This window comes from Vagococcus allomyrinae, from assembly GCF_017829975.1.
Lineage (GTDB): Bacteria > Bacillota > Bacilli > Lactobacillales > Vagococcaceae > Vagococcus_D > Vagococcus_D allomyrinae.
Genome location: NZ_JAEEGA010000008.1, coordinates 131,176 through 144,162 on the forward strand (window position 1 = coordinate 131,176; position 12,987 = coordinate 144,162).

A 12,987-nucleotide genomic window follows, 5' to 3' on the forward strand; every position below is an offset into this window, starting at 1 on the left:
CACACCATCTGCTTTCCTATCTGTTTTTATGAAGGCAACCCACAGACCTGATACTTGGAATGTTCTATCAATTGTATGGACACAATTTTTGAGATCATGTGGGATTGCCATATGTTAAACTTCCAACCTGTTTAGAAGCCAAACAACTTTATGATGTTTCTTTCTTTTTGTGGTAATTTAATATCAAATTCAATAGTACCGCTACAAGAGTTGTCAAAATGACTTCTGAATTGCCAAAAATAGTTGTCACCCAATCTGGAAAGCCACTTAAGCTACCTGTTGAAAGTGCTGTTCCCACGCCAAAAGCCAGAGACAACCCAACAACACCAGTGTTAGTCGGCGATAATTCTTGAGAACAAATCATGCGGATTCCCGTCATGGAAATCGTCGCGAAAACAGAAATCGTCGCCCCACCAATCACCGCATAAGGAATCGTTGTTAAGACTGCCGCGATTTTCGGCACAAAGCCTGCTACTAATAACAAAACAGAAGCAAAAACCATGACATATTTATTGATAACTTTTGTCACAGACACCAATCCCACATTTTGACCAAAAGTGGCTACTGGCACTGAGCCGAAGAAACTGCCTAAAAAGTTCGTAGTACCACTCCCGATAATCCCGCCAGACAACTCTTTGTCCGTCGGTTCACGGTCCATCGCCCCAACCGTTGTCGCCGTAAATTGGCCAATCGCTTGAACCGAATCGACGATAAACATCACGACTAATGTCAAAATTGGCACCACTTTAAATTCCATGCCAAAGTGTAAGGGGGTAATCATTTGAAAAATTGAGGCATCTTTAATCGGTTGAAAATCAACCATCTTCAAAATTAATGATAAAATGTAACCCACTACCATACCATTCAAAATTGAAGATAGTTTCAAAAAACCTTTTGAAAAGTAGTTAAAGAAAAAGACGCAGCCAAAGGTAATTAAGGCCACTACCCAATTTTGAACCGAACCAAAGTCGTCATTGCCTACTCCACCAGCCATATACTTGATCGCTACTGGAAAAAGGGACAATCCAATACTTAAAATAACTGTTCCCGTCACCAATGGCGGAAATAAAACGCGAATTTTTTTAATTAGTAAGCCAACTACGATCACCACGACACTGCCGACAAGCTGTGCCCCAAAAATAGCGGCAATTCCAAAGTCCGCGCCAATTGCCATCAAGATCGGCACATAAGCGAAACTAGCCCCCATCATCACTGGCAAGCGTGACCCAATTTTCCCAAATAACTGAAACAATTGAATCAATGTCGCGATTGCTGAAAAAATTAACGATGTTTGTATCATTAAGGTTGTATCACTGGGACTTAAATTACACACCTTGGCAATCATAATTCCCGGTGTAACAATCCCGACTACTGCTGCCACAACATGTTGCAACCCCATTGGCACAATCTGTGAAAGCTGAGGTTTGGCGTCATATTGAAACAATGCATCTTCTTTTTTTTCGCTCATCTTTTGTTTACTCCTTATCCAAATTTAAACCAGTTGTTCATTTTGACTTGATCGAATCATAAACTATGACGCGATCTCGTTGTAAACCGGCATCAGATAATGTCGTATCCGCTTATTGTTTGACCGCAACTGCTTCAATTTCAACTAAACCAGCTTTCGGTAAAGCCCCAACTTGCACACATGAACGCGCTGGTGGCGTTGCCTCAAAATAGCGGCCGTAACTATCATTGACAGTGGCAAAATCACCCATATTTGTTACAAAAATAGTTGTTTTCACAATATCATTATAGGAAAAGCCTGCTGTCTTTAAAATTTCTCCTAAATTAATTAAGGCTTGATCCGTTTGTTCAGCCACCGTCTCTCCCATGTCACCATTCGGATTCAGTCCTAATTGACCTGAAACATACAAGGTTTTATCGGCTAAGACCGAATGTGAATAAGGTCCAACAGCGGCTGGAGCTTGATCTGCGTTAATAATGGTATTTGTCATCGTCTGATACTCCTTTATCTTTTACTGACTTTCATTCTTTCTCATTCCAACTTAATTTTTTTCCCAATTACCTCTGATTTACAATTGAACCGTCGTACCTGTTTTACCTACAATTCCCTCATGAGCCTTCTCTAATAGGGTAATCAAAGTTTTACGTCCAGGCTTTGATTTGGCAAAAGCAATCGCAGCTTCTACTTTTGGTAACATCGAACCGGGTGCAAAATGACCTGCTTCAGCTAGGGCCTCCATTTCAGCAACACTGATGTCACTTAATTCTTCTTGATCCGGTTGTCCATAGTTAATACACACCTTCTCAACAGCTGTTAAGATGATTAACAAATCCGCATCAACCGCTTCCGCCAAGACTTCACTACAGAAATCTTTATCGATTACCGCCGCCACACCTTTCAATTGGTTTCCTTCCTTGACAATTGGAATACCACCGCCACCACAGGCAATCACCGTCTGACCACCCTTAACTAATGTTTGAATCGTTTCAACCTCAATAATCTCTTGAGGTTTTGGTGACGCCACGACTTGACGATACCCACGACCAGCATCTTCCATAATTTGGATCCCCTTTGCAGCAGCTAGTGCTTCTGCCTCCGCTTGATCCATAAAGCGACCAATTGGTTTAGTTGGTGTCTTAAATGCCGGATCGGCTGGATCTACTGCAACTTGGGTGATGACTGTCGCTACTGGTTGAACCAGTCCACGATTTAACAGTTCTTCACGTAAAGCATTTTGTAAATCATAGCCAACATAACTCTGGCTCATGGCAACGCATACAGATAAAGGAACTGTCGGATACTTTTCTGAGTCTGTCATACTTAACCCTTCCATAGCTAGCTGAATCATGCCTACCTGCGGACCATTACCATGAGATAAAATCACTTCGTAACCTGCCTCAATCAAATCTACAATCGCTTTAGAGGTCTCTTTAACCGCCTTCATTTGTTCCACTAAGTTGTTACCTAAGGCATTTCCACCTAAGGCAACCACAACACGTTTAACCAAACTATCAACTCCTTATGTTCTTCTGACACCATCATTCTTACCAATTAGTCATCATGGCGTTACTTCATGTCCAAATAATCGCCAACCGTGGCTATTTTTTTCACTGCAGTCAACGCCATGATCACAAGATTATTCTTTTTCTAGTTCGCGAGGTGTTTTGGCTTCAGCTAATTTTGTTAAGACCTCTTGAGGTTTTTTAACTTTGCTTAAAAAGATCATCGCAGCAATAATATATGGTTTATAGCTAGCTTCTTTGTATAATTCTGTCCGATAACGATCAAAGACTGACGCTTCTACTTCACCTTCTTCACAACTCACCCCGGTAATATCTGCAGGTAAACAGTGCATGTAAAGAGCCTTGCCATCCTTCGTTGTTTTCATCAACTCTTCTGTACATTCCCAATCTTTATGATCTTGGTTTTGTTTAAGCAATTCTTTTTCTAATGCGTCAATCCCAGCCTGATCGCCATCACCGTATAATTCAGTCCGTTTTTCCATCGCCGCAAAAGGTGCCCAACTCTTGGGATAAACGATATCAGCATCAGCAAAGGCTTCTGCCATCGAGTTAGTTTTAGTGAATTTACCACCAGATTCAGCCGCATTTTGACGCGCAACTTCTTCAACTTCTGGCATTACTTCATAGCCTTCTGGATGAGCCAATACAACGTCCATACCAAGACGGGTCATCAAGCCAATAATACCTTGAGGCACAGACAATGGTTTACCATAAGAAGGTGAATAAGCCCATGTCATGGCAATTTTTTTACCTTTTAAGTTTTCCAAGCCACCAAACTCTTGAATTAAATGCATGGCATCTGCCATTGCTTGAGTTGGATGATCGATATCGCATTGTAAGTTGACTAAAGTTGGCCGTTGTTCAAGCACCCCTTCTTTATTCCCATCTTGAACCGCTTCTGATACTTCACGCATATAAGTATTCCCTTTGCCAATATACATGTCATCACGAATACCGATAACATCTGCCATAAAGGAAATCATGTTGGCTGTTTCCCGAACGGTTTCACCGTGAGAAATTTGGCTCTTGCCTTCATCTAAATCTTGAACTTCTAAACCTAATAGGTTGCAAGCTGATGCGAAACTAAAACGAGTTCGCGTAGAATTATCGCGGAATAGCGAAATGCCTAAGCCACTGTCAAAAATTTTAGTTGAGACATTGTTTTCCCGCAGATGACGTAACGTATCGGCAATCGTAAAGACCGCTTCTAGTTCGTCTGGACTTTTCTCCCAGGTTAATAGAAAATCCTCGTTATACATCTTGTCAAAATCTAATGAATTCAGTTTATCAATAAATGGTTTTAAATCTGTCATTGGTTAAGCTCCTAACAATTAGTTTAATTTGTTCTCTCTTACTATTTTCAGGAAAGCATTTCCAACTTGTTAATCGCTAGAAATACATTCCTCTTTTATCAACTATTGTTTATTTATTATTTTTCAGATAAATACTTGGTAAAGCAGCATAGACAGCTGCACAACGAACTAAGTCTTCCTTCCAAGTCCGTTCGTTTGGCGCATGTGCTTGGGCTTCTGCCCCAGGTCCAAAGCCAATACATGGAATACCGTTACGTCCCATAATAGAGACACCGTTCGTTGAGAATGTCCACTTATCAAGTAATGGACGCGCTTTTCGCATCTCAACCGTTGTCTTAGACCCCATGCGCTCTTCACCATACAACCCGTGGTGAACTTCCATTAAGGCTTTAGAGACATCATGCTCCTCTGGAATTACCCATGTTGGGAAGTAACACTCGATTGGGTAAACACATCCAGTGTATGATGGGCGATCGTATTGATACATTGACACGACCACATCTTCACCATATTTTTGAACCGCAGGCAATTGACGAATCTCTTCTAAGCAGCTTTCCCAAGTTTCGCCAGCTGTCATCCGACGGTCTAATGACACGCGACAACCATCAGCAACAGCACAACGACTTGGTGATGAGTGGAAAATTTGGGAAGCAGTCACTGTTCCACGGCCTAAGAAACGCGCTTCTTGCCATTCAGGATTGTATTCTTTTTCTAGCATGCGAGCCAACCCTCTGATAGAGGTGCTTTCTTTCCAATCATTGTTATTTAACGCACGAACATCCTGTAAAATATCCGCCATCTTATAAATGGCATTGTCGCCACGTTCTGGTGCAGAGCCATGACAAGACACGCCTTTGACTTCAACACAGATTTCCATCCGACCACGTTGACCACGGTAAATCCCGCCATCTGTTGGTTCAGTTGAGACAACAAATTCTGGACGAATGCCATCTTCTTTGATGATATACTCCCAACATAAGCCGTCACAGTCTTCTTCTTGAACTGTTACCGTCACAAGGGCAGTGTATTCATCACTCAGTAACCCTAAGTCTTTCATGATTTTCGCGCCATAAATGGCTGAAACAATCCCACCTTCTTGGTCAGATGTGCCTCGTCCACCAATTTCTTCATCGGTTTCATAGCCATCGTAAGGATCGAATTCCCAGTTTTTCATTTCGCCAATTCCGACCGTGTCAATATGGCCATCAAAAGCGATTAGTTTCTTACCTGTTCCCATATAACCTAATAAATTTCCTTGAGGGTCAACCTCAATTTTATCGAAACCTAGTTTTTCCATTTCAGCTTGTGCCCGAGCCATTTTATTGCCCTCTTCAGCACTTTCGCCAGGAATCTTAACTAACTCTCGTAAAAACTGGGTCATCTCTTTCTCATAATTCACTGCTGCTTCGTTAATTGCTTTGAAATCCATTCCTTTACCTCCACATAATTTTTTTATAGTTATCAGGATCAGTATCGCCTTCTGTTGAAAACATCAAAACATTAGAATGCTGATCGAGTTTTAACGCTGTTTTTAAATCGGCATAAGCAGGGTCTTCCATGGCAGCTGACATCAAGCCCATGGCCACGGCACCAGATTCACCAGAAATAACTTGTGGATCCCCTTTAATTGGTGCGCCTAACATTCGCATACCTTTTTCCGATACCCAGTCTGGACAAGACACAAACACGCCAGTATGATTGGCTAAAATATCAAAAGAAATCGTATTTGGTTCGCCACAAGCTAAACCAGCCATAATCGTTTGTAAATCACCTTCTACAAAGCGCATCTGACCATCTTTAGCCACGGCTGATTGATACAAACAATCAGCGGCTTCTGCTTCGACCACCACCATCATCGGTGGGTTATCAGGATACAAATTCGCAAAATAACCAACTACAGCACCAGCTAAACTACCAACGCCCGCTTGAACAAAAACATGGGTTGGTCGATCACATCCAGCTGCAACTAATTCTTTTGAGGCTTCTAAAGCCATCGTGCCATACCCTTGCATGATCCATGTGGGAATTTTTTCGTATCCCTCCCAGGCTGTATCTTGAACCATGACACCATTCGGGGTGTTTTCCGCCATTTCATTGGCCATTCTAACGCACTCATCATAGTTAACTTCTTCGATTGTAACAGTTGCGCCTTCTTTTTGAATATTTTCCAAGCGGGTTTGAGTGGTTCCCTTCGGCATTAAAACAACGGCTTTTTGACCAAGCTTATTAGCTGCCCAAGCAACCCCCCGGCCATGGTTACCGTCTGTTGCCGTAAAGAAGGTTGCCTGACCAAATTCATCTCGCAAACTATCTGACGTTAACACATCATAGGTTAATTCAGACACATCTTTTCCTAGTTTTTCAGCGATATAATTGGCCATAGCAAAAGAGCCACCTAATACTTTGAAGGCATTTAAGCCAAAACGATAAGACTCGTCTTTAACAAACACTGATGCTAAACCTAAGTGCTCTGCTAAATGGTCTAACTTGGCTAAAGGTGTTTCTGTATACTGTGGAAAGCTTTGGTGAAATTCCAAGGCTTTTTCAATTTTTTCGCTCGCCATTAATGACAGATGTTGATCGTCTGTTTTTGGCATTTGATTGTCAATCCACTTAATTTTTTCCAACTAGTTCTTCCTCCAACTTCTATATTGTTCAACTGATAACAAGTATCAAGCTGTTTAAAAATCAATAAGGACTTATCTAAATCAGTCCAGTTAACACGTCCAGTCACTTGTGCCTCGATGAATAAAACGCCCTTGATTGCCTAAAATAACTTTGCCATTTTCAGCCACTAACTGACCTCGCAAATAGACTTGTCGAGGAGAGCCGACCGTTTCCATTCCCTCAAAGGGTGTGTAGTCCACTGCTTGCTCTTGCGTTTTAGCCGAAATAACCCCTTTACCTTGCGGATTCCAAACCACAATATCAGCTTGACTCCCGACTTGGAGGATGCCTTTTTGCGGAAACATCCCAAATTGACGGGCAATTTTTTCAGATAATAACGCCACCATTTTTTCTAAGGTTATTCGCCCAGTCGCAACACCGTATGAATACATCAAAATTGGACGAGTCTCCACACCAGGCAAGCCATTGGGAATTTTGCTAAAATCAAGTAACCCTAGTTCTTTCTGACCCTTAAAATTAAAACTACAATGGTCTGTGGAAATAGTATCAATCTCCCCTGAGATGACGTTATCCCATAGATAGGCTTGATCTGCTTTACTCCTTAACGGTGGGGAGCAAACGTACTTGCCACCTTCAAACCCGGGACCGTCGTATAACTGATCATCAAGAACCAAATAATGTGGACAGGTTTCCACAAAAACCTTTTGCCCTCGATCTCTAGCGCGCTTCACTGATTCCAATGAACGCTGAGTACTCAGATGAACGATATTCACCGGTAAACCAGCTAAATCCGCCATCATCAGATAGCGTTCAACTGCCTCTGCTTCGACAGAATCTGGTCGCGATAAGGGATGATAATGAGTGCTTACATGACCTTCTCCCACTAATTTTTTGATCAGCTCATTCACCATGTCACCATTCTCACAATGAATACCTAACATGCCATGTTCCTTCCGAATGGCCAACATCGCTTCAAAAATCGCGCCGTCTGAGGTTCGCAAATTATCATAGGCCATGTACATCTTAAAAGAACTAATGCCTTCCTCAATCATCAGCGGAACTTCACTGGCAATCTGCTGATTCCATTCGATAAGTGACATGTGATAACTATAATCACAAGAGGTTTTCCTCTCCGCCATTTGATGCCATTCAGCCAAACAGTCACGCAACGTACCGCCTCGTTCCGGTGTTGCAAAATCAATGATTGACGTTGTCCCACCAACAATCGCTCCGCGACTGCTCGTCGTGAAATTATCCGCTGTATCTGTCACCCCGTTATTTAGTTCAAAATGAGTATGGGCATCAATAAATCCCGGTAAAAGAAATTGCCCCTGAACATCTATCACCTGATCACCAGGATTAGCAGCGAGGTCGCTGCCAATCTCCTGAATAATCTCTGCTTCCATTCGTAAATCAAGTTGACGCCGACCACTTGCTGAAACAATCGTGCCACCTTTTAATAGTATTGCCATTTTTCTAGCCTCCCAAAAACGTCTCCTGACCGACTTCCATCAGCCGATCAATCCCAGTGGCTCTGCCTTCGCTATACAGATAACGCGAAGGTATAGTCTGCTAGAATTGTTTCAATTAATGCCACAATATCCGCTGGTAAATCAACCGCTTGTCGTAAATCAACATCCTTAACAGCGCCCAATAAACGAACCCGAAGATTCTTAGGATTATCTAAAATCACAAAACCAGAATTCGTACTGTCTTCAAAATCTGCTACGGTATTAAAGACAGTAAACTTGTCTTTGTAAGGAGCACTATTATATGGACAGAACGTCGCACAGTTGCCACACTCATTACACATCCGATCAATGTGGATAATTTGTGGGGCTCCTTTTACCATCACCATCATATTGGCACGATTAGGACAAACGTCCACACAGGCCTCACAGACAGTTGAACATTCCAAGCAATTACTAGCTTGATTTACAGAACAATTCGGCACTGCTAAAACACCACGTTTAGCACGAACTGCTACAGGATCAGGATTAATATTATTTGCTACATAATGTTGGTTGTGAACCTCACAAATTTGGTTCGCAACCGTCGTCGCATCAGCAATTGCTTCAACAATCGTAGCTGGTCCTCGGTAAGCATCCCCAATAACATAGACATCTTTCAAGTTAGTCGCAAGCGTCGTTGTCTCAGCTTCAACATACCCCCATTGGTTTGTCTTAATCCCAAGTTCTTGGTAAAACTCGCTGTCAACTTTCTCACCAACAGCTGCAATAACCGTATCAGCCGTAATCGACGTATAATCGCCAGTTCCTTCTGGTTTGCGCCGGCCAGAAGCATCTCGCTCCCCTAAACGCATCTTTTCACAAATCAACTGACGGTCTTCCAATTTAATCGGTGCTAGCAGCTCACAAAACTCAACGCCGTCTTCTAAAGTTAGGTACAGCTCTTCTTCATCCGCTGGCATATTGCGTTTATCACGACGGTATACCACTGACACCTTTTTAATATTCGGTAAACGAGAAGCCGCTCTGGCACAGTCCATCGCTGTATTTCCGCCACCAATTACGACAATCTCTTCACCATAAGGATTAACCTCTGGGTTTTCCCGATTAGCCTTCAAGAATTCTAAAGAATTCAAACTTGTACCAGATTCTAAGCGAAGGACACCGTGTTTCCACGCACCAATCGCATAAATAACCTTCTCATACCCTTGGGCCCGCAATTCCGTTAAACTTGGTGCCGCTTGCCCCGTTTTAAATTCTGCCCCCATAAATTTCGCTAGTTCAACATCTCGCTGAACGGATTCCATGGAAATCCGGAATTCTGGTACAATTTGGCTACAGACGCCACCAATCGTATCAGCCTTCTCAAAAACTGTCACAGGCATGCCTTCTCGAGCCAATAAGAACCCCGCTGAAATCCCTGCTGGTCCACCACCTACAACCGCAGTTTTGGGTGCATCTGTTTTAACAGTCGGTTTTGTTAATGACGCTAGATACTCATCATAAGCATGCTCCGCTGCTTCCAACTTGGCTTGACGAATGTGAATCGACCCTTCATAAAATTGACGACTACACTTTGTCATACATGGATGGGCACAAATAGTACCGGTAATAAATGGCAGTGGGTTTTTATCAACAATCACTTGTAGAGCTTCAAAATACTTGCCTTCCCCAACCAAACGTAAATAGGCTGGAATATCTTGAGATATTGGGCAACCACCCTGACAAGGAGCAGTAAAACAATTAATCAGTGGGACTTGTTCGGTCAATTTAGGATTAGCTGCCAATTTTATCGACTTACGATAACGGGGATGGGTTTTCGCTTTCTCCACTACTTGGTCTAACTTCGCCAAATCAACACGAACTTCTGTTGGATACTCACAATCTGTTAAGACATTGGCAACTTGCTGAATCCGCTGATACCCACCTGGCTTTAACAACGTCGTCGCCATGGTAATCGGCCAAATTCCTGCCTCAAAAATATCTTGACTATTAAAAATATCAGCCCCACCTGAATAAGAAATTTGTAATTTACCATCAAATTCACGGGAAAGTTGTTGCGCGACTGAAATGCTTAAAGGAAATAAAGAACGACCAGACATATACATTTCGTCGCCCGGTAACTCATCCTCAGCAATTTCCACAGGGAACGTATTGGTAATCTTCACACCAAAACTTAAATCTTGATTTTCAGCCAATGTTTGTAATCGCTCAATCATCGGAATCGCTTCACTAAACTGCAAGTCTTCTTCAAAATGATGAGCATCAAAAACCATGTAATCAAACCCTAAATCATCTAACGTCTTGCGAGCATAATCGTAACCTAATAAGGTGGGATTACATTTAATAAAGGTATTTAATCCTTTATCTTTTAACAAATAAGTCGCAATTCGTTCAATTTCGTCTGGCGGACAGCCATGTAAAGTCGATAAGGTAATAGAGCGACAAACTTTGGGACTAATGCTGTCAATAAATGCTTGATCCACATGCTGAAACTGATCCAAATAAGACATGGCAGCCTCACGGCACTCTTGCCAAACAGCAGTTACTGCAACATCTTGCATTTCTGTAATATAGCGATCAATCTTAGCAGATTGAATGCCTGCCAAATCGTAACCGACACTCATATTAAAGATAAACCCATCTTTATCACCTAGTCCCAGTTCACGACTCAAAATATTTAACGCAAACCAGCCCTTTACATATTCATCTAAAGCCTGAGGGACTCTTAATTCCGTTGACCACTCCACATTATAAGCTTCATCCGCAGCTGTGATGCAAGGTTTAGCCACAGGAACATCTTCTCCATCTAACTCTTGGACTGTTTTAACTTCGAAAAAACGTGAGCCAGTCAAATAAGAAGCAATGATATTTTGGGCCAGTTGAGTATGTGGGCCTGCTGCTGGACCACAAGGGTTTTCCATCTTTTCACCAAATAAAGGAATTGATTTAGCTGAATCCGCCTGATAAAACTTACGAATTCCGAAAATTGTACCTTCTTGCTTGTATTCTGTCATTATCCAATTCAATAAACCATTCATTGATATCGGATGCATAATATCGCTCATTCATTTCACCTCTTACCTATTATTTTATTCCGTTGTTTAACTGTTAATTCGTTGCCATAAATCTTGCCCCTGAGCTTGCCCCTCAGCCCAAATCTTCGCCTCATCAACGCCTACCAATTCGCGATTACGCATGCGTATTTGACCATTGATAATTGTATCAGTGACACAACGTCCCGTCATTCCAAATAAAATATGAGAATTAATATTGGCTTCTGTTAGTGGCGTCGGTGCTTGATAATCCAACACAATCACATCAGCTGCTGCCCCTGCTTTTAAAACCCCTAACGGTTTTTCAAAGTAGCGGTTAGCCATTTTCGGATTGTTATCAAAGAGCATTTGCGGCACTTCACTCCAAGCAGCATTTGGATCGCCCAAATGATGTTTATGAATGATATTGGCTACTTTATACGTTTCTGTCATATCCTGGGTATAACCATCCGTTCCTAGCCCCATCATAATTTTATACTCATTAAACATGTGCATTGCTGGTGGACAGCCGACTGCATTGCCCATATTGGACTCAGGATTCGTCACCACCATCGTATTGGTTTCTTTAATTAATTCCATTTCCCGGGGACTAATATAGATACAGTGACCAGCCATTGACTTCTCACCTAAAATCCCAAAATCAAACAAGCGATTAACTACTGGCTTGCCATATTTTTCCAATGAATCATGAACATCTGCCATGCCTTCAGCAATATGAATATGATAGCCCACATCTGCCGGTTTATTTGCCGCACACAACTCTAATGACGCGTCTGATAGTGTAAAGGAAGCATGTAGCCCCATCATCGCTTTTTGCATGTCATCTGTTCGTTTACTTGCAGTCTTAATAAAGTCTGCATTTTCTTTAACTGCAGCTTTCATCTGCGCTTCACCATTTCGGTCAGATACTTCGTAGCAAAGGCACGTTCTTACCCCTAGTTCGTCAGCTGCTTGTGACAACATCCCAAGACTGCCCGCCACTTCACCGTAACTGGCATGATGATCAAATACGGTGGTCACACCATTTTTAATACAATCGACATAAGCAGTCGTCGCACTGTGATAACTATCTTGAAGAGTTAAAGTACCGTCTATTCGCCACCACTGGTCTCTTAGAATATCCATAAAATTTTGCGGATGATACCCATTGATACTCAAGCCACGGGCAAAGGTACTATAGATATGATTATGCATATTGACAAAGCCTGGCATAATGACCTTTCCTTTGACATCTATAAACTCGGCTTCAGGATATTTTTGCTTCATCTCCTCTGTCGTTCCTACTTGCTCAATTTGATCATCAGTAATCGCCACACAGCCATTTTCAAGATAGAGATTGTCACTATCTCGACTTATTACTCTTCCATTTCCAATCAGTAGCATCTTTCATCCTCCTATTAAATTAGTGTCAGCAATCGAAATCGCTTACAGATTATTTTTTGAATTGTAAATTTAGAAGACCAAGACAACTCTTTTTAGCAATCGAATGATAAGGCTTACAAACTCTGTTAAAAAAAAGTACTTGTTCCT

The 12,987-nt window shown here is 42.0% G+C and carries 9 protein-coding genes; all 9 read right to left on the reverse strand.

Features of this window, described 5'->3' with window-relative positions; genetic code table 11:
- Positions 1 to 148: 148 nt before the first annotated feature.
- The gene (locus I6N95_RS13240; RefSeq protein WP_209528723.1) at positions 149 to 1,468 is read right to left on the reverse strand and encodes a nucleobase:cation symporter-2 family protein; all 1,320 of its coding nucleotides are present in this window, start codon (positions 1,466 to 1,468) and stop codon (positions 149 to 151) included.
- Between the two features lie 112 nt (positions 1,469 to 1,580).
- Complete coding sequence (locus I6N95_RS13245) at positions 1,581 to 1,958, reverse strand: Rid family detoxifying hydrolase (protein ID WP_209528725.1); 378 nt, start codon at positions 1,956 to 1,958, stop codon at positions 1,581 to 1,583.
- Between the two features lie 78 nt (positions 1,959 to 2,036).
- Positions 2,037 to 2,975 carry a carbamate kinase gene (gene arcC, locus I6N95_RS13250; protein WP_209528726.1) on the reverse strand — a complete coding sequence of 313 codons (939 nt, stop codon included), beginning with the start codon at positions 2,973 to 2,975 and terminating at the stop codon, positions 2,037 to 2,039.
- A gap of 129 nt (positions 2,976 to 3,104) precedes the next feature.
- On the reverse strand, positions 3,105 to 4,304 hold the full coding sequence (ygeW, locus tag I6N95_RS13255; protein WP_209528728.1) for a knotted carbamoyltransferase YgeW: 1,200 nt from the start codon (positions 4,302 to 4,304) through the stop codon (positions 3,105 to 3,107).
- Positions 4,305 to 4,413: 109 nt separating this feature from the next.
- Positions 4,414 to 5,733 carry a YgeY family selenium metabolism-linked hydrolase gene (locus I6N95_RS13260; protein ID WP_209528730.1) on the reverse strand — a complete coding sequence of 440 codons (1,320 nt, stop codon included), beginning with the start codon at positions 5,731 to 5,733 and terminating at the stop codon, positions 4,414 to 4,416.
- Positions 5,734 to 5,737: 4 nt separating this feature from the next.
- On the reverse strand, positions 5,738 to 6,931 hold the full coding sequence (dpaL, locus tag I6N95_RS13265) for a diaminopropionate ammonia-lyase (protein ID WP_209528731.1): 1,194 nt from the start codon (positions 6,929 to 6,931) through the stop codon (positions 5,738 to 5,740).
- Positions 6,932 to 7,021: 90 nt separating this feature from the next.
- Positions 7,022 to 8,404, reverse strand: a complete 1,383-nt coding sequence (gene hydA, locus I6N95_RS13270; RefSeq protein ID WP_209528733.1) for a dihydropyrimidinase — start codon at positions 8,402 to 8,404, stop codon at positions 7,022 to 7,024.
- Between the two features lie 71 nt (positions 8,405 to 8,475).
- The gene (gene ygfK / locus I6N95_RS13275) at positions 8,476 to 11,469 is read right to left on the reverse strand and encodes a putative selenate reductase subunit YgfK (protein WP_209528735.1); all 2,994 of its coding nucleotides are present in this window, start codon (positions 11,467 to 11,469) and stop codon (positions 8,476 to 8,478) included.
- A gap of 36 nt (positions 11,470 to 11,505) precedes the next feature.
- Positions 11,506 to 12,840: a putative aminohydrolase SsnA gene (gene ssnA, locus I6N95_RS13280; protein ID WP_209528737.1), complete on the reverse strand. Its 1,335-nt coding sequence runs from the start codon at positions 12,838 to 12,840 to the stop codon at positions 11,506 to 11,508.
- Positions 12,841 to 12,987: the final 147 nt, after the last annotated feature.